General features: G+C 63.0%; 18 protein-coding genes. 12 read left to right on the top strand and 6 right to left on the bottom strand.

Going from position 1 to position 21,961, the window contains the following annotated elements:
• Positions 1-32 precede the first annotated feature (32 nt).
• From EN955_RS16400 to EN955_RS16415, 4 genes are read left to right on the top strand one after another with little or no spacing between them, the layout of a single operon-like run.
• Positions 33-1,220, top strand: coding sequence for an ABC transporter permease (locus EN955_RS16400; protein ID WP_024503547.1), 1,188 nt, complete (start codon positions 33-35; stop codon positions 1,218-1,220).
• Position 1,221: 1 nt separating this feature from the next.
• Positions 1,222-2,043, top strand: coding sequence for an ABC transporter ATP-binding protein (locus EN955_RS16405; protein ID WP_024503546.1), 822 nt, complete (start codon positions 1,222-1,224; stop codon positions 2,041-2,043).
• Between the two features lie 14 nt (positions 2,044-2,057).
• Positions 2,058-3,431, top strand: coding sequence for an MlaD family protein (locus EN955_RS16410; protein WP_024503545.1), 1,374 nt, complete (start codon positions 2,058-2,060; stop codon positions 3,429-3,431).
• Positions 3,412-4,119: an ABC-type transport auxiliary lipoprotein family protein gene (locus EN955_RS16415; protein ID WP_013531882.1), complete on the top strand. Its 708-nt coding sequence runs from the start codon at positions 3,412-3,414 to the stop codon at positions 4,117-4,119. Before EN955_RS16410 ends, EN955_RS16415 begins: the two co-directional genes overlap by 20 nt.
• Before the next feature lie 52 nt (positions 4,120-4,171).
• On the opposite strand, the gene EN955_RS16420 is transcribed toward EN955_RS16415, so the two are convergent.
• Positions 4,172-4,786 carry a 3'-5' exonuclease gene (locus EN955_RS16420; protein ID WP_024503544.1) on the bottom strand — a complete coding sequence of 205 codons (615 nt, stop codon included), beginning with the start codon at positions 4,784-4,786 and terminating at the stop codon, positions 4,172-4,174.
• A gap of 186 nt (positions 4,787-4,972) precedes the next feature.
• Positions 4,973-11,278, bottom strand: a complete 6,306-nt coding sequence (locus tag EN955_RS16425; RefSeq protein WP_024503543.1) for a kinesin — start codon at positions 11,276-11,278, stop codon at positions 4,973-4,975.
• A gap of 272 nt (positions 11,279-11,550) precedes the next feature.
• Between EN955_RS16425 and EN955_RS16430 the strand changes: the two genes are divergently transcribed.
• The 3 genes from EN955_RS16430 to EN955_RS16440 all read left to right on the top strand — a co-directional run bounded on the left by EN955_RS16430 (position 11,551) and on the right by EN955_RS16440 (position 13,575).
• Positions 11,551-11,919, top strand: a complete 369-nt coding sequence (locus EN955_RS16430) for an Hpt domain-containing protein (protein WP_023813039.1) — start codon at positions 11,551-11,553, stop codon at positions 11,917-11,919.
• A gap of 111 nt (positions 11,920-12,030) precedes the next feature.
• Positions 12,031-12,351 (top strand): 2Fe-2S iron-sulfur cluster-binding protein, encoded by a 321-nt coding sequence (locus EN955_RS16435; RefSeq protein WP_013531878.1) that lies wholly within the window; start codon positions 12,031-12,033, stop codon positions 12,349-12,351.
• Between the two features lie 195 nt (positions 12,352-12,546).
• Complete coding sequence (locus tag EN955_RS16440) at positions 12,547-13,575, top strand: NAD(P)/FAD-dependent oxidoreductase (protein ID WP_013531877.1); 1,029 nt, start codon at positions 12,547-12,549, stop codon at positions 13,573-13,575.
• A gap of 3 nt (positions 13,576-13,578) precedes the next feature.
• Here EN955_RS16440 and EN955_RS16445 read toward each other — a convergent pair whose 3' ends face one another.
• A complete protein-coding gene (locus EN955_RS16445) occupies positions 13,579-15,060 on the bottom strand; it encodes an MDR family MFS transporter (protein WP_024503542.1) in 1,482 nt (493 codons plus the stop codon).
• A 200-nt stretch (positions 15,061-15,260) separates the two neighbouring features.
• On the bottom strand, positions 15,261-15,920 hold the full coding sequence (locus tag EN955_RS16450) for a DUF922 domain-containing protein (protein WP_050580465.1): 660 nt from the start codon (positions 15,918-15,920) through the stop codon (positions 15,261-15,263).
• Between the two features lie 103 nt (positions 15,921-16,023).
• Here EN955_RS16450 and folP point away from each other — a divergent pair, with 103 nt between their 5' ends.
• From folP to folK, 3 genes are read left to right on the top strand one after another with little or no spacing between them, the layout of a single operon-like run.
• On the top strand, positions 16,024-16,875 hold the full coding sequence (gene folP, locus EN955_RS16455; protein WP_013531874.1) for a dihydropteroate synthase: 852 nt from the start codon (positions 16,024-16,026) through the stop codon (positions 16,873-16,875).
• Between the two features lie 3 nt (positions 16,876-16,878).
• Entirely contained in the window at positions 16,879-17,238 is a 360-nt protein-coding gene (gene folB, locus EN955_RS16460) for a dihydroneopterin aldolase (RefSeq protein ID WP_013531873.1), read from the top strand.
• Positions 17,222-17,734, top strand: coding sequence for a 2-amino-4-hydroxy-6-hydroxymethyldihydropteridine diphosphokinase (gene folK, locus EN955_RS16465; protein ID WP_013531872.1), 513 nt, complete (start codon positions 17,222-17,224; stop codon positions 17,732-17,734). Before folB ends, folK begins: the two co-directional genes overlap by 17 nt.
• A 50-nt stretch (positions 17,735-17,784) precedes the next feature.
• Here the strand turns inward: folK and EN955_RS16470 are convergent, their stop codons facing one another.
• A complete protein-coding gene (locus EN955_RS16470) occupies positions 17,785-18,330 on the bottom strand; it encodes a DUF924 family protein (protein ID WP_024503540.1) in 546 nt (181 codons plus the stop codon).
• A gap of 14 nt (positions 18,331-18,344) precedes the next feature.
• Positions 18,345-20,180, bottom strand: coding sequence for a monovalent cation:proton antiporter-2 (CPA2) family protein (locus tag EN955_RS16475; protein WP_024503539.1), 1,836 nt, complete (start codon positions 20,178-20,180; stop codon positions 18,345-18,347).
• A 160-nt stretch (positions 20,181-20,340) separates the two neighbouring features.
• Here EN955_RS16475 and EN955_RS16480 point away from each other — a divergent pair, with 160 nt between their 5' ends.
• Positions 20,341-21,330 (top strand): AraC family transcriptional regulator, encoded by a 990-nt coding sequence (locus tag EN955_RS16480; RefSeq protein ID WP_024503538.1) that lies wholly within the window; start codon positions 20,341-20,343, stop codon positions 21,328-21,330.
• A gap of 60 nt (positions 21,331-21,390) precedes the next feature.
• On the top strand, positions 21,391-21,961 hold a 571-nt coding region (locus EN955_RS16485; protein ID WP_164769886.1), incomplete at its 3' end, for an MFS transporter.

Below are 21,961 nucleotides of genomic sequence, written 5' to 3' on the forward strand. Positions count from 1 at the left end.
CAGGTCAGACCCGTCAGGCTAAACAGGACGCCATGTTGACCATCGGCAAGCGCGACGCAAGCGGCACGACCGCAGGGGAGGCTGACCACGAACCGCGCGTGGTGATCGGCGAGGAGGACGGCGTTCTTGGCTGCGCTTTCTCCGGAATCTGGACGACACGGACCGTTGCACTCGTCGACGCCGACATGCGCAAGATCGAAAAGCGAAGCGGCTTCAAAACCTTGGCGCTCGATGTTTCCAAGATCGAGAAGATGGACACTGCCGGCGCCTGGCTGATCGACCGGCTGGTCAGCGCCTTCGAGAAGAAGGGTGTCGAGATCCAGATGCAAGGCCAGAGCGAGATCGCTTCGATCCTGCTCGAAGCTGTCGGCGAGGCCGTGCGGCGCGAACCCGAATCCGGCCCGGTGCGACCGCCCAACATCGTCATTCGCGCGCTGGAGGCGGTTGGCCGCCGGGTCTACGAGATGCGCGACGATTTTCTGGCCTCGATGAACATCCTCGGCGCCACCATCCGTGGCGCGCAGATGAAGCTCGGCCGTGGCCATGCGGTCAACCCGGCGGCGATTTTCAACCAGATCGACCGTATGGGCGTCGGCGCCATTCCGGTGGTGGTGCTGATGTCGGCGATCGTCGGCGCCATCGTTGCCCAGCAGGGCGCCTATCAGCTCAGCTATTTCGGCGCCGATATCTTCGTCGTCGACCTCGTCGGCGTGCTGATCCTGCGCGAACTCGGCGTGCTGATGACGGCGATCATGATCGCCGGCCGCTCCGGCAGCGCGATCACCGCCGAGATCGGCTCGATGAAGATGCGCGAGGAGGTCGACGCGCTGAAGGTCATCGGGCTCAACCCGATCGGCGTCCTGGTCTTTCCGCGGCTCGTGGCGCTGGTCATCGCCTTGCCGTGCCTGACCATCATCGCCAATTTCGCCGCACTCGGCGGCGGCATCCTGGCTGCCTGGCTCTATTCCGACATTCCACCCGCCGCCTTCATCGACCGGCTGCGTGTCGCCATCGATCTCAGCACCATCTTTGCGGGCCTGATCAAGGCGCCGTTCATGGCCATGATCATCGGCACGATTGCCTCGGTCGAAGGCATGAAGGTCGGCGGCAGCGCCGAATCGCTCGGCCAGCACGTCACCGCCTCTGTGGTGAAGTCGATCTTCGTCGTCATCATCCTCGACGGGCTTTTTGCCATGTTCTACGCAGCGATCGAGTTCTGAGATGAAGCTGCGAAACAGGAAAAGGGCGGGTGCATTGGCGGATGACGCGGGCGAGGGCGATATCGTGCTTTCCGCGCACGACATCAGCGTTTCCTTTGCCGACAAGCTTATCCTCGACAGACTGTCGCTCGACATAAGGCGCGGCGAAATCCTTGGATTTGTCGGCGCCTCGGGTGCTGGCAAATCCGTTCTGCTGCGCACCATTCTCGGCCTGACACGCAAGCAGTCGGGCACGATCAGGCTGTTCGGCGTCGATATCGAGAAGGCTGATGATGCCGAGCGTCTGCGCATCGACATGCGGCTTGGCGTGTTGTTCCAGCACGGCGCCCTGTTCTCGGCGCTGACGGTGCTGGAAAACGTCCAGGTGCCGATGCGCGAATATCTCGACCTGCCGCGAAAGCTGATGGACGAACTGGCGATGCTCAAGATCGAGCTGGTCGGGCTGCCGCCCGACGCGGCGCAAAAATTCCCATCCGAACTGTCCGGCGGCATGATCAAGCGCGCCGCACTGGCGCGGGCGCTGGCGCTCGATCCCGACATCGTCTTCCTCGACGAGCCGACATCGGGTCTCGATCCGATCAGCGCGGCGGAGTTCGACGAGCTGGTGGTCAAGCTGCGCGACACGATGGATCTGACCGTCTACATGGTGACGCATGACCTCGACACGCTGTTCACCGCTTGCGACCGGGTGGCCGTGCTCGGCAAGAAGAAAGTGCTGGTCGAAGGCACCATCGACGACATGCTGAAGAGCGAGGAACCGTGGGTAAAATCCTATTTCCGCGGAAAACGCGCCCGGCAACTTGATCTTGCGGCGCGCGCATAGCCATAAGTGGGACAATGGAAACCAGAGCCAACTACGTCATTGTCGGCATCTTCACGCTGGCCGCGATCCTGGCGGCGTTTGCCTTCGTCTACTGGACGGCGGCGATCGGCGACAAGGGCGAGACGACGTTGCTGCGCGTGCGCATTCCGGGCTCGGCCTCCGGGCTCGGCCGCGGAAGTTTCGTGCTGTTCAACGGCGTCAAGGTCGGCGACGTCAAGCGCGTCTATATCGATGTCGACAATCCGACGGTTGCCATCGCCGATACCGAGATCGACCGCATGACGCCGATCACCAAATCGACGCAAGCCGATATCGGGCTTGCCGGCCTGACCGGGCAGGCCAACATCGAGCTCAAGGGCGCCGATCCCAAGGAGGTAAAGCTCCTCGACCAAGCGGAAAAGGAAGGCAAGGTCGCCGAGATCGTCGCCAACCCGTCGGCGGTGACCAACCTCTTGCAGACGGCGCAGAATATCTTCACCCGCGCCGACAAGGTGCTGACCGAGCTCGAAGGCTTCACCAAGGACGTTCGCGGGCCGCTGACGCAGACCGTCCAGAACGTCCAGACCTTCTCCGATGCGCTGGCCAAGAATTCGGACGGCATCGACAAGTTCCTGTCCGCCGCCAGCACGCTGGCCGATGAGCTGAAAGGCGTTTCCGGCAAACTCGACGGCACGCTGAAGGCGGCCGAAGGCCTTCTCAACGCGGTCGACAAGGACAAGATCAAGAGCATCGTCGCCAATGTCGACGCAGTAACCGGTAACCTCAAGCAGACGTCGAAGCAGCTCGACGGCGTGATCAAGAACGTCGATACAGCCGTGGGGTCGGTCAACGACTTCGCCAAACGGACGCAAGGCACGCTGGCCAAGGTCGACAACGTGCTCGACGGTATCGATCCCGCACAAGTGCGCTCGGCGCTCGCCAACATCCAAAAGGCCAGCGAGAGCGCCGACAAGGCCGCCGCCGACATCGCGGAGGTGACCCACAAGTTCGCCAACCGGGCCGACGACATCGACCAGACGATCAAGGACGCAAAGCAGCTCGCGCAACGGCTCAACGATGCCTCGGTGCGGGTCGATGGCATTCTAGCCAAGGTCGATACCTTGCTCGGGTCGGGGCAGGCCGACGGCGTGATGGCGGATGCGAGGGCGACGCTGAAGTCGTTCAAGCAGGTTGCCGACACGCTGAATGCCCGCCTTGGCGTCATCACCGACAATCTGGCGCGATTCTCGGGCCAGGGGCTTTCGAACGTCGAAGCGCTGGTGCAGGACAGCCGCCGTTCGATCAGCCGCATCGAGGAGGCGGTAACCGATCTCAGCCGCAATCCGCAGCGCATCCTGTCGGGTGGCGACGGCGAGGTTCGGCAATTCGATGGCAGGGCGCGGCGTTGACTTCGGCGTCGGCGCGCCCCAGAAACATGAGCCGCGAAAGCGGGTCGATCTTACGATCCGGGGACAACGGGGATCGCGCGTGAAGTCTGTGTGGGTGAAAACGGGCGGGTTGACATCGGCTGCGGCACTGCTTGCTTTGACGCTGGCCGGCTGTGCGGCGTTGGGCGGCAAGCCCGCGCCGCTCGATACGTTCGAGCTGTCGGCGCCGTCGGTCGACGCGCATGGCCACAGCCGCCGCCAGATCCTGATCGCGCAGCCGTCGGCGCTCAAGGCGCTGGACAGCCAGAACATCGTCATCAAACCGTCGGATCGTTCGATCCAGTATCTCAAGGGCGCGCAATGGGCCGACCGGCTGCCGCTGATCGTGCAGGCGCGGCTGGCCGAGACCTTCCAGCGCTCGGGCAGCTTTGCCGGCGTCGGCAAGCCGGGCGAGGGCCTGGCGATCGACTATCAGGTGATCGTCGAGATCCGCTCATTCGAGGTTCGGGTCGACGGCGGCGAACATGCCGAGGTCGATCTGTTCGTGCGGATCCTGAACGATCGCAACGGCGAGGTCCGTGCTTCCAAGAGCTTCACCGCAGCCGCACCCGTCTCGGGCAGCGGCAATCCTGCTTATGTCAGCGCACTCGACAAGGCGTTCGGCGACGCCGCCGGGCAGATCGTGCGCTGGACGGATTCGGTGATCTGAGCGCGACGCGCGCCGGAATCCCACCAGGCTTCATCCCACCAGGCTTCTCTACCTACAAGTGGTCGAAGATCTCCGGCCGGAGCTTTCCGGTCTTCATCAGGTGCTGCAGGGTGTAGGTCACGGACAGCGCGTCATCGAGCGCATCGTGCCCCTGCAATGGCGGGTGCTTGACGCCGTAGTAATCCGCAAGCTTGTTGCTCGGCGTTCTCGCCAGATCCTCGATCGGCATTCCGGCTGCGATCAGCAGCTTGACGGCGTTGTCAAACCGGGTGGCCGGGATCGAAGGCTGAATGCCCCCGACATAGCAGCTGATGGCGATCATGTTCAATTCGTCCTTGCCCCAGGACCAGAATCGCGCCCCTTCGGAAAAACGATCGATGTCGGCGAGGGCATCCCCTAGTGCCACCCCTTTTGTCTCCAAATCTTCCTCGGTGATGCCGGTCAGTTTGGTGAAGAATGGGTCCAAGGCGTATCTCTGACCAAACCGGTCGACCGGTCTGATATAGGCCTTGTGTGTTCCGAGCAGGGGGAAGTCGCCTTCAAGTCCAAGCCTGACGGCGCCGATCTGTGCGATCACCGGGTCGGGATCGTGGGCCGCGCACCAGAATCTGCGTTGCGAGCCCTCCAGGCAAAGAAACTCGCAGTCGAAAATGATTGCCGTCTTCACGATCACACCCTGCGAGCGTTAGGGCAGCGGTACTGTGGATGAATTATGGCGCCGTCGGGAGATCGACTTAGGGCGGATTCCGAAGGCATCGATAGTCTTGCAAGACCTGTTGCGGGCAGGTTCAACGCGTACCGGACGTTAGAGCAGGCACAGGCGGGACCATGGCCCGCCTGTTCAATTCCTGTCTTAGTGCAGGCGGCCGCTCGCATGCGCCAGCATGGTGTAGACCTTGCCGGTGTCCGACGTCAGGTAGGTCTGCGCCATGATGTTGTCGCGGTCGTTGCGCGAGACATCCTTGAGCAGCTTCTCGAAATCGTCGCAGTAGCGGTCGACGGCGGCGCGGAACTCGGCCTCGGCCTGATACTTGCGACGGATCTCGTCGAACGTCTGCTGACCCTTCAGCGTGTAGAGCCGCCTTGTGAACACGTCACGCTCGCCGCGCCGGTAACGGTTCCACAGCTCGATCGAAGCATCGTGGTCGATGGCCCGCGCGATATCGACGGAGAGCGAGTTCAGCGATTCGACGACATGCAGGGGCGAGCGCTGGGCAGGCGTAGCGCGGGGCGCTTCCGCAGCCGCTGGGGGAGCTGCCGACCTGAGGTCCTCCTCGTTCGATGCCGCGGTCAGCAGATCGCGCACCCAGCCGCCCTGCGGCGTGCGGGCGTTGGCATCGCCGCGCGGACGCGGTGCCGCCTCGGTCGGACGGTCAAGGTCGAGCGTGCCGCGCAATGCAGGGCCGCCCAAGGGCGCCTGAGGCGTGCGCAGGTCCGGCTGCGGTGCCGGTACTCGGCGCGGCGGCTCGGCAGCGCGTGCGGCCGGCGCTTGCGGCGCCGGACGCAGGTTGCGTGGTTCGGACCCTTCACCGCCGCGGCCGGACTTGGCCACGATGTCCGAAAGCTCCTTCAGGGCGTTGATCTGCTCGGAAACGGCGCGGCGGATGGCCGAAGTCGATTCCTTGGCCTCTTCCGGCATTTCGATGACGCCCTTCTTGAGCTCGGCGCGGGTCAGGTCGAGTTCGCTCTTGATCGAACCCGCTGTGCGCCGCATCTCCTCGGTCGCATCGGCAAACCGCTTGGTTGCCGAGTCGACGACGTCGGTGATGGCGTTGCGGATCTTGTCGGCCGACTCCATCGTCTTGCCTTCGGCGTTCTGCAGCGTCTGGCCGACGAGATTTTCGAACGAGCGCATGACCCTTTCGAGATCTTCCGACTTCTTGACCAGGCCGACGGCGAGGTCTTCGAGCGACGACTGCCGTTCGAGCGTGTGCTCGAGGTTGCTCTGGGCCGAGCTCAACAGGTCCGAAGCACTGGAGAGCAGGCGGCTGTGCTCGTCGAACTTGGTGGCAATCGACGCGACCTCGCGCAAGGTGGACGACGACAGTTCCGTCAGCCTTGTCGTGTTCGAATCGACCAGACGTGCCGAGCTGGCAAAGGTCTGCGCGGCCTTCTCGGTGGTGGCGGCGAAGCTTTGCGTGCTGCCGCTCAGGCGTTCATCGACCTGGCCGAGATTGACCGCGGCCTGCTCGATCAACTGACCGAGCTGCGAACTGGACTTGGTCATCCGGCCGATGAGGTCGGCGACGCTGTCGGACAGCGACGAGCGGGCGCCCTCGACCGCCGACAAGGTTTCGGCGGTGCGGTTGGCGAGCGCGTCGACAAGTGCGGCATTCTCGCTGCGCAGCTTCTCGGTGGCGCGTTCTGTGACCTCTTCCATGCTCTTTTGCAGTTCCGAGCCGCCCTGGGCGAAGCGCTCGACCAGGGGCCGTGCGGTTTCGTCGAGGATCTTCGACATTTCGGCCGAACGCGCCGCGAGCATGGTGTTGAGTTCGCGGGTGTTGGCGCCGATCGTCTTGGCGGCATCGTTGGTGCTCTGGCCGATATGCTGGCCAACCGCGGTGAAGGTCTCGGCGATCACATTGGCGCGCGAGACGAGTTGCGCCTCGGCGTTCGACACCTGCTCGTTGAGCTTCTGGCCCATCGTCTCGGCCGTAAAGGCGAGGCGGTTCTCGACGCCCGAGACCTGCTCTTCGACACGGGCTGCCGCGGCTGCCGCGCTCGAGGCGAGCCGCTCGTCGGCGCCGGCAAGCGCCTGCTCGATTTCGCGGGCATGCACGGCCATTTCCTGGCCGGTCCGCCTTGCGCGTTCGGCGACCCTTTGCTCGGTATCGGCAAAGGCACCGACGATCGTCTGGGCATGCTCGCCGATCGTGGTGGTGCTGCTGGCGATGCGCGACACCAGACGCTGATCCGCGTCGTCGAAGATACGGCCGATTTCCGAGGCGCGGCTCGACAGCGCTTCCGAACCCTCGGCGATGCGCGAGACGAGCTGCTGGTCGGCGGCATCGAAGATGCGGCCAAGGTCCGATGCGCGTGCGGCAAGCGCTTCGGCCGATTCGCCGATCCGCATGCCGAGCCGCTGGTCGGCGCCTTCGAAGTTGCGCAGGATGTCGCCGGCGCGCGCGGCCAGCGACTGGGCCGTTTCGATGGCGCGGGCGACCAGCTTCTGGTCGGCGGCATCGAACGTGCCTGCAATTTCGCTTGCACGAGCTGCCAGATGGTCGGCGGTGTCCTGAGCCCGGGCGGTCAGCTGATCTGCGGTTTCCTGGGCGCGGGCGGCAAGCTTCTGGTCTGCCGCTTCGAAGGTGCCGGCGATCTGATTTGCGCGAGCGGCCAGCTGATCGGCGGTTTCATGGGCACGGGCCAGCAGCGAGCTGGACGTGTCGTCCGCGCGGGCAAGCAAGGCGTTCGACGTATCTTCTGCACGGGCGTGCAGGCGACGGTCGGCCTCCTCGAAGGTGCGGGCGATGTCTTCGGCCCGCGCCAGCAGGGCGGCGGAGGTCTGCTCGGCGCGCTCGGCGATCTTGCGGTCGGCGTCGCTGAACGCGGCACCGGCCTGCTCGTGCAGGGTGCTGGTGACTTCCAGCACCTTTTCGCGCAGGGCGCCGGCGACAAACACGGCGCTCTTCTCGAGCACGGCGCGGACGTTGTCGACGCCTGTCGAGAGCGCACGTTCCATGGTGCCGGCGCGCTCCTCGATGATGCCGGTCTGGCGACTGAACGCCTGCTCGATCTTCTCGACATCGGCAGCGATCGCGTCGGAAATGCCGGTGCTTCTGGCAGCGATCTGGTCGATATGGCCCGACAGCGAGCGGTCAACGTCCTTGCGGGTCTCGGCGAGCTTGCCGAGATCGTCTTCCAGCGCGCGGGTCAACATATTGCGGCCTTCGGACAGCTTGCCGACATGTCCGGCGATGACGTCGTCGATGTCGCTGCGGCTTTCGGTCAGCTTCTGCAGGTCGGCTTCGAGGGCGCGTTTGAGAATGTCGCGGCCCTCGGCCAGCTTCTCGACCTGGCCGGCAACCAGACCGTCGATGCTGGAGCGGCTTTCGGCCAGCTTGGCGAGATCGGCTTCCAGCGCGCGCTTGAGAACATCGCGACCTTCGGCGAGTTTCTCGACCTGGCCGGCGACCAGACCGTCGATGCTTGAGCGGCTCTCGGCCAGTTTGGCAAGATCGTCCTCGAGCGCCTTGGACAGGGTCGAGCGCTCCTGGACAAGCCTTTCCGCGTGGCTGTTAACGAGGCCACCGACGTTTTCGAGGTCGGCTTCAAGCGCTTTCGACAGCGTCGAACGATCCTGGACGAGCCTTTCGGAATGGCTGTTGACCAAGCCATTGACGCTTTCGAGGTCAGCCTCGAGTGCCCGGGCGAACTGTGCCCGGTCATCGACCAGTTTCTGCGACTGGTCGGCAATGGTCCCCTTGATCGCGTTGAGGTCGGATTCCAGAGCGCGCCGCAGAATATCTCGGCCCTCGGACAACTTCTCGACCTGACCCGCAACCAGCCCGTCGATGCTGGAGCGGCTGTCGGCCAGCTTGGCGAGGTCGTCCTCAAGGGCCCTGGACAGGGCGGAGCGGTCTTGGACAAGCTTGTTCATGTGATCGGCGATGACGCTGTTCACATTCTGCAGGTCGGCTTCCAGGACCCGGGAAAGCTGACCGCGATCCTCGGCCAGCTTTTCCGACTGGCTTGAGATAACGCCCTTGATCGTGTTCAGGTCGGATTCCAGCGCGCGCTTGAGAATGTCGCGGCCTTCCGCCAGCTTCTCGACCTGACCGGCGACCAGACCGTCGATGCTCGAACGGCTTTCGGCCAGCTTGGCAAGGTCAGCTTCAAGGGTCTGCGACAGCAGGCTGCGGTCCTCGGCCAACCGTCCCGAATGGCTTTCGATCAGGCCGCGTATGCCGGACAGATCATTGTCGAGCGAATGGGAGAGCTGCGTGCGGTCTTCCGCCAGTTTGGCGGAATGGGTTTCGATGAGGCTCTTGATGCCGACGATGTCGTTTTCCAACGCCTTGGCGAGCACGGCGCGGCCTTCGGCGATTTTTTCCACCTGACCGGCGACCAGACCGTCGATGTCGGCGCGGCTGTCGGACAGTTTTCCGAGATCGGCTTCCAAAGCGCGCGACAGAATGTTGCGGCCCTCGGCGAGTTTTCCGACATGTCCGGCGACCATTTCATCAATGATCGTACGAGCTTGCACCAGCTTTCCGGAGTCTTCATTCAAGGCAATAGAGAGCCTGTTGCGACCTTCTTCCAGCCTTTCGAGATGGCTGCCGAGCGATGCATCGATGGCCGCCCGCGATTCATTGACCTTGCGCAGATCCTCTTCGAGAGCGCGCGAGATCAGGCTGCGGCCTTCGGCCAGCTTCTGCACCTGGTTGGTTACTGCCGCATCGATGCCGGCGCGGCCCTCGGCGAACTTCGCCAGGTCGGCCTCCATGGCCGCGGCCATGCGCTCGCGGCTTTCGGACAGTTTCCTGCTGTGGTTCTCGACAGCTTCCTCGATGCCGACGCGGGCGTCGGCGAGCCGCTGGATGTCACTGTCGAACGAACGCGACACGACGTGACGGGCGGCTTCCATGCGTCCGGCGAAGTCGCTGGCGCGGGCTTCGAGCATAGAGGAGGTCGAAGTGACGATGTCGGCCATGTCGGCGCCGATCTGGGTCTTGCCCTGATCGATCATCGCCGACAGCGTGTCCTTGCTCTCGGCGAAGGTGTGCGCGATTTCGCGGGCGCGCTCGACCAGCGTTTCATTGATCTGGCGGGCGCGGGCCTCGAGTGCGGCATTGAGCTTCTGCGTTCCGGTGTCGAGCGCCTCGGCGCGGGTCTGGAACTCGCTGATCAGCGCCTGGCCGCGTTCGGCGAGCGTGCGCTCGATGCCGTTGAGGCTGGCCTCGAATTCGGAATTGAGGGTGCGCGCGGCGCCGCCAAGCAGCGACACCATGCCGGTGGTGCGATCGTCGAGCAGATCGGTCAACGACCGCGTCAGTCCGTCCGTGGTGTCCGTCAGCTTGGCAATGCGGGTGTCGAGAAGGCTGGCGAAGGCCTCGCCCGAGGTCGACAGACGGTCGGTGATCGAATCGAGCCGGCCTTCGACGGAATCGAAGATCGACATCGAGCTTTCGTTGATGCGGTCGATCAGCGTGTCGCCGGAATTGGTGATTGTCATCGACAATTTGGTCGATGCATTGAGGATCGAGTCGCGAATGATGTCGGAAGCCGCGCCGATCTCGTCCTTCAGCGTCTCATGCGCGCCGGTAATCGAGGCGCGGACGCGCTCGGCATGGGTGACGACGGCTTCGCGCTCGCTGCCGAGGCCGTCGACCAGCGAACGGATGCGGGATTCATTCTCGGAATAGGAGCGTTCGATCTGGTTGACTTCGCTGTGGACAAGCGTTTCCAGTTCGACGGCGCGGGCAAGCGTGCGTTCGATGCCTTCGCCCATCGCCGCGACCTCGCGACGAACGGCCTGGCCGATCATCATGACGCGATCCTGGGCAAGGTTTTCCGGCTCGGTCAGGCGGAAGGCCACTTCGGTCATCGACTGTGCGGCGATGCGCATTTCCTGGGCGCGGCGAATCATGGCGGCGAAGGCCCAGAACAGGATGACGGGCACGATGGCCGCGACGGCGAGGCCGATCAGTTCCGGACGGGCAAGGAACTGGTCGAGCGTACGGATTCTCCAGATGCTCGGTCCGAAAAGCAGATTGGCCAAACCACCGGCACCGGCGAACCAGGCGAGCGAAACGAAGGCGACGACCCAGTAAATGGTGTTCGAGGCACGCCTGTTGAGGCTGTGCAGGAGCGTCTTGTAATCCTTCTGGCGATCGTCATTGGCCGGCGCGAAACCTGCGGGCTGGGCGCCATTGCGCGGTTCCACGGGGCGCAATTCGGCAGGTTTGGCCTTGGGCGCGGGTTTCGCGGCCTGGTTTTGGTTGACCACCGGCTCCGGGTTCTGTTCCGGCTTATGATTGCGTCCCTCGCGCGCCAGCTCGTCGGCCGCCTGGGATATCTGCGCTTCAAGATCCTCCATCGAAGCCGCGATATCGAGGTCGCCGCTGCCGATCTCATTGCTGAGGTCGAGATCGAGCGCCTTTTCCAGTTCCCTGGCCACTTCGCTGTCGAGAGTTCTCGTCGTCGGTTTCTTTGCCATGCCTTCGCTACCCTGTACTAGCTGCCGCGGGCTTATAATTCTGTTTGTCTTGCCCCGCGCAGGAGGCTGAAAATGGACCCCTCGTATCGTAATGACACAGGGGGGTAAAGAAAACATGCATTCCGCGGGATACGTAAAACTTTAAATATAAGGTTAACGGAACTGTGATTTGGACGCCGCTTTGGCAACATTTTTCCGGGCCATTCATTAACCCGTTGTCCATTGGATTCGCCTAGGTTTTTGGGCGAGTCGAAGAAACGGAGTTCGAGTTCATGCGTGGCGAAAGCGGCATCGCCTTCTCAATGCCCGGGGGAGATGTATCCGGACCAAGACGGTCACGGCCGGTCGATTTGGCACACCTTGCCCGCCAGACGATGGGTGACCGCAGCCTTGAGCAAGAGGTTCTCGCGCTATTTGTACAGCAGGCGCTGTCCGTGCGCGACAGAATAGTCGACGCCGATATCAAGGACCGGCTTCTGCTCGCCCATGGATTAAAGGGTTCGGCACGGGGCGTGGGCGCCTTTGCCATCGCCGATTGCGCCACCGAGATCGAGCACCGGCCGGAAGACGGCCAGACGCTCAAGCGGCTTGGTACGCTGATCGACGAAGTGCGCGATTTCATCGCCGCCATCAACCGCTGAATCCGCGCCGAATCCGATTTGCGGAAAAACGTCATCGGGCGGCGCTTTCATGCGGCAGTTGACTTGTCAGCCGGAGTGATTATCTCGGCTGCAACTCCCTTCAGGTGACAAATGACCAAGCTGACTTTCATTGCCCATGACGGCACGCATTTCGACATGGACGCCGAGAACGGCTCTACGGTCATGGAGAACGCGATCCGCAACGCCGTGCCCGGGATCGAAGCCGAATGCGGCGGTGCCTGCGCCTGTGCCACCTGTCACGTCTATGTCGACGAAGCCTGGACGGCTGAAGTCGGCGAGCCGGAAGCGATGGAAGAGGACATGCTGGACTTCGCCTACGACGTCCAGCCCAACTCGCGCCTGTCATGCCAGATCAAGGTCCGCGATGCGCTTGACGGCTTGGTCGTGCGGGTGCCTGCCCGCCAGGGATAAGCGCAACCTTTTTGCCAACTGATTTTTCCCGCTGTGGCTTGGCAGCGGGGCGATGGTCATGCAGTGTCCTGCTGTTTCACCACAGCGCCGCGCGTCCTCTTGGACGCGCAAAGGACGCTGTAGCACTTTTATTTGCGCGTGATCCTTTCCGAAAATCGATCCGATTTTCGGGGTCATGCGCAGCGAGGCACAGGCATGACCGACATCACCAGGACAGACGTGCTTATTGTCGGGGCAGGGCCGGTTGGCCTGTTTGCCGTGTTCGAGCTCGGCCTGTTCGACATGAAGTGCCACCTGATCGACATTCTCGATCGGCCGGGCGGCCAATGCGCGGAGCTCTATCCGGAAAAGCCGATCTACGACATTCCAGGCTGGCCTTCGATCTCGGCGCAGGGGCTGGTCGACAAATTGCTCGAGCAGATCGCGCCGTTCAAGCCCGATTTCAGCTACAACCGAATGGTTTCCAGCCTGGAAAAACTGGAGGACGGCAGTTTTCGCGTCACCACCGACGAAAACGAGGTGTTCGAGGCCAAGGTGGTGGTGATTGCCGCCGGCGGCGGCTCCTTCCAGCCCAAGCGTCCGCCGATCCCCGGCATCGAGCCCTATGAAGGCAAGAGCGTCTTCTATTCGGTGCGCCGGATGGAGGATTTTCGCGGCCACGACCTCGTCATTGTCGGCGGCGGCGACTCGGCGCTCGACTGGACGCTGAACCTGCAGCCGGTGGCAAAGAGCGTGACGCTGGTGCACCGGCGGCCTGAGTTCCGCGCCGCTCCCGACAGCGTCAACAAGATGTATGCCATGCAGGAGATGAAGCAGCTCGAATTCCAGGTCGGCCAGGTGACCGGATTGACCGGTGCCGACGGCCAGTTGTCATCGGCCACCATCAAGGGACCGGATGGCGACGTCGAGGTGCCTTGCACGCGCATGCTGCCGTTCTTCGGCCTGACCATGAAGCTCGGACCGATCGCGGAGTGGGGTCTCAACCTTCACGAGAACCTCATTCCGGTCGATACCGAAAAATTCCAGACATCGGTGCCCGGCATCTTCGCGGTCGGCGACATCAACTGGTATCCGGGCAAGCTGAAGCTGATCCTGTCGGGTTTCCACGAAGTGGCGCTGATGGCGCAGGCCGCCAAGCGCATCATCAGCCCCGGCGAGCGCATCGTTTTCCAGTACACGACTTCATCGACCAGCCTGCAGAAGAAGCTCGGCGTCTCCGGCTGAACTTTACTCGGCCAGCATCGGCGCCGCATTTTCGGCGTAGCCGCGAAGCTCCTTTTCGGGCATCAGCGTCAGCGTGATCAGCCCGAGCAGCAATGTAGCGGCGGCGACGGCAAAGATCATCACGAACGGCTCGATCGTCGCGCTATGGCCAGCGATCCGCACGCCTTCACCGGCAAGCGGCAAGCCGTAGCCCAGAGCGACCGCGCCGAGCATGGCGACCCCAAGCGCACTGCCAAGCGAACGCAGGAATGTCAGCACGCCCGTCGCGACGCCGAGATGCACGCGATCGACGGCGTTCTGGACCGACACGGTGGTGACCGGAAACGTCGTTCCGGTTCCAAACCCGATGCAAATCGTCAAGACCTCGACCTCCAGCAGCGTTGCATATCCTGCGACGACGGCCAGCAGGCAGAGGCACAGCATGCTGAAGACGACGCCCACCATCGCAATGCGCTTGTAGTGGGTGAAATGCGGGATCATACGCCCGCTGAATGCCGCGCCGCCGACGGTCCCCAGCAGAAGCCCAAGCATCGCGATGCCCGACTCCGCTGCCGACAGGCCGAGCACCGCCTGAAGATAGACGGGCAGGTACACAGCCATGCCGACGCTTGCGGCCTGAAGCAGGAACATCGAAAGCGTGCCCGCCAAAACGATTGGATTGCCAAGCACTTCGAGTGAGATGAGCGGCTCGACGGCGCGCATGAGCCGCAAGGCAAAAGCGCTCCAGAAAATCGCCGAACCGCAGAGAACGCCGATGACTTCAAGCGAAGTCCAGGGATAGGCGCTGCCGCCCCAGTTCAAGGCGAGCAGCAGCAGCGCCGTGGCAATTATCAGAAGCAGCGCGCCCAGGCCGTCGATGCGATGGCGCTTTGCGGCAATGGGCAGTTTCTTGAGCGGCTTGTTGATGATCGCCATCGCAAGAAAACCAAGCGGAATGTTGATCCAGAAGATCAGTGACCAGTGCAGGTGCTCTGCGAAAGTGCCGCCGAGCAACGGACCGGCAATGCTGGCGACAGCCCATGTGCCGGAGAACCAGGCGGCATAGCGTGCCCGCTCGCGCGGCGGCACGAGATCCCCGACGACGGTCTGCGTCAAAGCGAACAGGCCGCCGCCACCGGCGCCCTGGATCGCCCGCCCGACAACCAGCACAAACATGTTGGGAGCCATCGCACTGACCACCGATCCCGCCAAAAAGATCAGGATCGCGGCATAGACGGTCGGCCGGCGGCCGTAGACATCGGAAATCTTGCCGTAGAGCGGAGCCACGGCTGTAGCGGTCAGGAGATAACCGGTGACGATCCATGGCAGATAGTGTGCGTTTCCGAGCGCATGCCCGATGGTCGGCATGGCCGGCGCGACAATGGTCTGATCGAGTGCCGCCAACAGCATCGACAACAGCACGCCGCCGATGATGGCGTTCTTTTCGCGCTCTGTTATCGGCGTGCCGGTTTCCGCCATCGTTTTCTCATCGACAGCCTGGTCCATGATCGTTCATCCATAAGCTTGCGATTTGACCGGCGCTGTTCAGCCGCTCCGGCTTCATGACCGTTTGGATCGCATTGGTGTTTTAAGCTCGTCTGGCGAGCCTGATATGTCGTCCCATATAGGCCGGTTTCGACGGCGGCTCGAAAGTTTTTCGAATCTGGCACTACGCTTCGGTGAATTTGGCTTCAGTTCGGGTGCGTTCAGGCCGGCGGCAGTCGTCCGTTGCCGATGCGCTCCATGCGGTAGCGCAGCAGCCGCAAGATGCGGCTTTCGAAATTGACGCTTTCGACGCGGTCGAACTGAAGCTGGGCGCGGTCGTGCCTGGCCAGAACAGCCGCGGTGATCGCGGCCGCCTTGGCCTTGGCGGCGTCGCAGTTCTTTTGCGGGTAGGTGGCTTTCAAGGCCTCTTCGAGTTCGCCGCCATGGTTCTTGGCGATTTCGACATGGCGCTCCTCATGGCGCTTGATGTCGGCCGACAGCGTATCCCAGAACAGCCTGACATCGGCATCGGCCTTGCGCGGCCGGCGCCACTCGGGAAGGATCACCTTCACCTTGACGGTCACCACCGCGTCGGCAATCCGGCAGGAACTCGGTGTCTGCGCATAGCTGATACGGGTGGTGAAGGCCATTTGCGTAGCGCCCGGGTGCCGCGTGCCGGTGCTTTTCACCTCCGGCCCGCGTTTGGAGAGTTGTGCCTCGATGTCGTCGAGGGTGCTGCCGCCAATGGCGAAATAGCTGTACGTCTTGACGAGATTGGCCGCCGCCGCCGGGTGCGACGTTATGGCGAGCAGCAGCGCGCAAGCCAAGGATTGTTTCACGCCCAAGGACTGTTTTTTCATGCCAAGCATGGATCGTTTCATCATGTTGCCTCTTTGACCACCTTGCTTTACGGCCGTTGCCGGCGCAATGAAATTGATCCGCCAGGGATCACACATGATTGATGAACTCCATGGTCGATGAGCAATGACGGCCAGGCGATGGCAGTTGGCGCATGGACGCCATCTCGACCTTGGCGGCAAGGCCGTGGTCGTCGGCATCCTCAATGTCACGCCCGACAGCTTTTCCGACGGCGGCCAGTTCGACGCCCCTGAAAAGGCGCTGGCCCAGGCGCGCCGCATGATCGGGGAAGGGGCACTGGTTGTCGATGTCGGGGGAGAATCGACGCGCCCAGGTGCTGCCGCGGTATCGGCCAGCCAGGAACAGGCCCGCATCCTGCCGGTGATCGAAGCGCTGGCGGGCGTGAACGAGGTGCTGATTTCGGTCGATACCTATCGCGCCGACACGGCGCGGCTGGCGGTCGCCGCCGGCGCGCATATCGTCAACGATGTCTGGGGTTTGCAGCGCGAGCCCGATATTGCTCGTGTCGCCGCCGATACCGGTGCCGGGCTTGTCATCATGCATACCGGGCGGGATCGCCAGAAGCTGCCGGACGCGATTGCCGATCAGTTGGCATTCCTGCGAAGGTCGCTGGAAATCGCCCGCCAGACCGGCATCGCCGATGATCACATCGTGCTCGATCCCGGTTTCGGATTCGCCAAGGAGACGGCGGAGGAAAATCTCGACCTGATGGCACGCTTTTCGGAATTGCATGCACTCGGCCTGCCGCTGATGGCCGGCACGTCGCGAAAACGCTTCATCGGCACGGTCACCGGCCGTGATGCCGCCGACAGAGGGGTCGGAACAGCGGCGACCAGCGTCATTTTGAGGCTCCAGGGCGCCGATCTGTTTCGCGTCCACGATGTCGCATTCAACGTGGACGCATTGGCGCTCGCCGATGCTATGCTGGCGCGTCAAACCGACCGGGCGAGAAACTGATCGATGTATGTCATCCGCATGAAGAACTGCGCTTTCTTTGCCCGGCACGGCGTGCTGGACGAGGAGGAACGGCTCGGCCAGCGCTTCTATGTCGATGCCGTTCTGACCGTTGATCCAGGCCGGGCGCTTGCCGAAGATTCGATCGAGGATACAGTCCACTACGGCGTTGCATTCAGCGTCATTGAAAAGATCATCACCGGGCAGCGCCGTTTTCTGATCGAGTCGCTGGCGCTCGAAGTGGCCCGTGCGCTGACGGCGCGTTTTCCGCAGATAAAGAAAGCCGAGATCACGGTGCGCAAGCCGAACGCACCAGTGCCCGGCGTGCTCGATTATGTCGAGGTGACCGTTGTCTGGCCCGAATAGTACCGTTTATCTCAGCCTTGGCGGCAATCTTGGCGATCCGGCGAAATCCATGAGCGCGGCGCTGCGCATGCTGGATGCCGACGCGGATACGCGTGTCACCGGCGTCTCCTCGCTTTATCGCACACCGCCCTGGGGCAAGCTCGATCAGCCGGATTTTCTCAATGCGGCCGCCGAAATTTCCACCGTGCTTGCACCGCGTGCCTTGCTCGACCTCTGCCTCGATGCGGAGCGCAAGCTGAAGCGGGTGCGCGAGGAGCGGTGGGGGCCGCGGCTGATCGACATCGACATTCTGGTGTTCGGCGACCGCGTCATCCACGAGACCGGGCTGGAGGTGCCGCATCCGCGCATGCTGGAGCGCGCCTTCGTGCTGGCGCCGCTGGCCGAGATCGCGCCCGGCCTGGTTGTCAGCGGTCGCAGCATCACCGATCGCCTGGTCGCCGTCGATACCTCAGGCATCGAGCGATTGTCGTCCGGCCGGGATTGGTGGCTGGCCTAGGTGCGTTGATATTCAGGTGATACCGGCCTGCAAACGGCGCAGCGAGGCCTCTAACCCGAGAAGCCGCCACCATCCAGGAACGTCTGCTCCTGCGAGGTGGTTTCGCGGCCAAGCATCTTGTTTCGATGCGGAAAACGGCCGAATTGCTCAATGATATCACGATGTTCGACAGCATACTTCAGATAGGGCTCGGCTCTGGCCTCCGTCAGCTCGACCGAAATATCCTGGTCGGCCAGTAGCTCCGAATGCTCATAAGGCAGGTAGAGGAAAACGCGGAGTTCTTCCTCGAGTGCCAGGTCATGACCAGCCGCGATCGCCTTCTCTGCGAAATATCTGGCGAGCGGATCGGTCGCGTACATATGGCCGGTGCCGCGAAAGCAGTTCCGCGGAAACTGGTCGAGCAGGATCATCAGCGCCAGCGCGCCTTCGGCATGTTCCAGCCAGTCGTCGCATTCACGCCGCGCGGCGGCGTAGTGCAGGTCGAGAAAGCGGTCGCGGAACTCGGCATCGAATGCTTCGTTCTTCTCGAACCAGGCATCCTCGCCGGCATCGCGCCAGAATTTGGTGACCGACAGGGCTCTGCTGTCCAATTCCATACCTGATTCCTTGCTCAATCGGCGGGTTCGGACTTGTGCAGCACACCCGCGGTCTCTTCGTTGAGTGCCTGACCAGGCCGGCGCGGCGTCGAGAGCGGTGTCGGAATCGGCGTGCCGATATTGCCTCTCAGGAAGCGCTGTCCGGCGCGAATGCCTTCGGCGAGCTGGGTTTCGAAGCGGTCGGTGTCGCGGCGCCTGACATCTTCGATCGTTTCAGCCACGTCTTCGGGATCGACGCCCAGAGATTCCAGGGCCGAGCCGCCGAAAACAAGTGCGGATTCGAAGGTTTCGCGAAGTTGGTAGTCGACGCCGGCACGTATGAGCTGCAGCGCCGTTCCACGGTCGAATGCGCGGGCCAGCACGGTGAGCAGTGGGAATTCGGCCTTGATCAGCTGGGCGATGCGAACAGCCACATCGGCCTTGTCGACGCAGATCAGCACGGCGCGCGCCCGGCCGGCACCGGCGGCATGCAGGATGTCCAGCCGCGTGCCGTCGCCATAGTAGACCTTGAAGCCGAAATCGGCCGCCGCCTGGATCATTTCGACGTCATTGTCGATGATCGAGACGTCGATGCCGCGCAGCAACAGCGGCTGGCTGGCGATCTGGCCGAAGCGGCCGAAGCCGATGATCAGCACGCTGCCGGTCAGGCCATCGGCGACGTCGACGCCGTCGAGCGACTGCTCGTCGCGCGGCGTCAGATAGCGCAAGGCGATGATGGCCAGCGGCGTCAGCACCATGGAGATGATGACGATCGCCGTCAGCGTCGCATTGGCGTTGCCGTCGATGATGCCGACCGCCGCGGCCGCCGAATAAAGGACAAAGGCGAACTCACCGCCTTGCGCCATGAAGACCGCGCGCTCAAGCGCCTCGCGGTGGCTGGTTTTCAGGATGCGGGCGACGATGTAGATGCCGAATGCCTTCATCACCATGTAGGCGACGACATAGATGGCAATCAGCCGCCAGTTCGCCGCGACCACATGCAGGTCGAGCGACATGCCCACCGCGAGAAAGAACAGACCGAGCAGGATGCCGCGGAACGGTTCGATATCGGCTTCGAGCTGATGGCGGAAGGTCGATTCGGACAAAAGCACACCGGCCAGGAAGGCGCCCATCGCCATCGACAGGCCGCTGAGCTGCATGGCGAGCGCGGATCCGAGAACGACCAGAAGTGCCGCCGCCGTCATCACCTCGCGGGCACGGGCATCCGCCAGGATGCGGAAGAACGGATTGAGCAGATAACGGCCGGCCACAACCAGGCCGACGATCGCGGCGAGGCCGATGCCGACCTCGGTCAGCCGCTCCGATAGGCTGGTGTCGGCACCGCCGGGCGCCAGAAACGCGATCAGGGCCAGCAGCGGCACGATGGCAAGATCCTCGAGCAGCAGGACCGATACGATGCGCTGGCCTTTCGGCGCGGCGATTTCGCCGCGTTCCTCGAGAAGCTGCATGACGATCGCTGTCGAGGTCAGCACGAAGCCGGCGCCGGCGACGAAGGATTGCGCGATTGGAAACCCTCCAGCCATGCCGACGGCGGTCAGAAGAAGCGCGCAGACGCCGACCTGCAACGCACCGAGGCCAAAGATCTCGCGGCGCAGGCCCCAGAGCCGCGATGGCTGCATTTCCAGCCCGATGATGAACAGGAACATCACCACGCCGAGTTCGGCGACATGAAGAATGGCTTCCGATTCGGAAAAGACGCCGAGGCCGAACGGGCCGATCACCACGCCGGCAGCCAGATAGCCGAGGATCGAGCCGAGGCCCATGCGCTTGAAGATGGGAACGGCGACGACACCGGCAGCAAGCAGCGCCACCACCTGAACCAGATCACTGCCCGATGCTTCCGCCGCCATGCCTCTTGTCCCTGTGTCTTGCAGCACTCCTTGCATGCAGTTGGAGCGGGAGGCAAGGCGAGAAATCTGCCGGGAAGGGTAGTGTGCCGTTGCAGTGATTGACCTGGTGGAACAACGGTCCCCGCTTGTCTGCCGGACGTTCGGCATCTATATTGCGTATATGTTTGACCATTCGTCCCGGCCGTCCTCGCCGCCACATATCCCGATGGATGCGCTCAGCGAAGTTCTGCAAGACTTTCGCTTGAGTGGTGTCAACTATGGCCGCTGCGAACTCCGGCACCCATGGAGCATAGACTTTCCGCAACAACAGCTGCTTCGGTTTCACTTTGTCGGCCAGGGCCCATGCTGGATTCATACTGAATCGCAAGGCTGGCAGGAGCTGCGCGATGGCGATCTGGTGCTGCTGCCGCAAGGCATCGCCCATCGGCTGGCGAGCGCGCCGGACGTTGCAGGGGGCTCGCTCGAAGGTTGCCAGGTGATCAAGTTGGGGGGCAACGTCTGCGAAGTGGTACGGCAAGGAACGGGCGCGACGAGCACCCTTTTCTGCGGCTCCATGGCCTTGGACTCCTATGCGCTCAACCCATTGATCACGTTGATGCCGCCTGTCATCAAGGGTTGCGACGTGGCCGGCAATGACCCGGTCGTCGGTCCTTTGCTGGCGGCCATGACGGTGGAGGCCTCGCAGCCGCAGATGGGCAGCGCCACGATTCTGTCGCGTATGGCCGACTTGCTGACGGCCCGGCTCATACGCTGCTGGGTCAATTGCAACGGAGCCTCGACCACCGGTTGGCTCGCAGCCATCCGCGACCCCCATATAGGCCGCGCTTTGGCGGCCATGCACCGCGACCCCGGCCACAACTGGACGCTGGGAAGCCTGGCCGGCGTGGCAGGCCAATCGCGCTCGATTTTCGCCGAGCGTTTCAGTGCGGTATTGGGGGAGGGTGCCGCACACTATCTCGCCCGCCTGCGCATGCAGCTTGCCCGCGAATTGCTGGGCCAAAACGACTTGTCGGTTGCCGAAGTCGCTACCCGTTTGGGCTATGATTCGGAGGCATCCTTCGCGCGCGCGTTCAAGCGCATCACCAATGTCTCGCCGGGCGTTGTGCGTCGCACAATTCCCGGACGAATGGATATGAATTTCGGATTCTAAGATACATATCATCCGAGCGGACTCGCCTATTTAAGACCTCCAAACTTTGGAGATCTTTCCGTGACTGACACAACATTACAGCTTGAAGACGCCGCGACTGGCCTTGATGCCGATGCACCAGCCGCGTGGAGCGCAGCCACCTGGTTCGCGGTGATTTCATTGGCGGCCACCAGCTTTGCCTTGGTGTCGGCCGAATTCCTGCCCGCAGGTCTGCTGACGCCAATGGCACGTGATCTCGGCATCAGCGAGGGGACGGCCGGACAGGTCGTCACCGCCACCGCTTCCGTCGGCGCCGTGACGGCCATGTTGAGCAATGTTCTCATCGGCCGCTTGAACCGCAAGGCGGTGCTGGTTGGTCTCAGTGCTCTTGCGGTCGGTTCCAATGTCCTGGCGGCGCTGGCGACCGATTTCTGGCTGTTGCTGTTGGGCCGGGCCGGGCTTGGCATCGCTCTCAGCGCTTTCTGGGCACTTTCGGTCGCCGTTGTGGCGAGGCTGGTTGGCGCCAGCGCGACAGGTCGGGGCATGGCGATCGTCACCCTGGGCGTCTCGCTCGCAACCATTGCCGCACCGTCGATGGGCGCGTTGATCAGTGACTGGATAGGGTGGCGCAGTGCCATGGCCATGACGGCGG

It is taken from the genome of Mesorhizobium sp. M7A.F.Ca.CA.001.04.2.1 (genome assembly GCF_003998485.1).
GTDB classification, from domain to species: domain Bacteria; phylum Pseudomonadota; class Alphaproteobacteria; order Rhizobiales; family Rhizobiaceae; genus Mesorhizobium; species Mesorhizobium ciceri.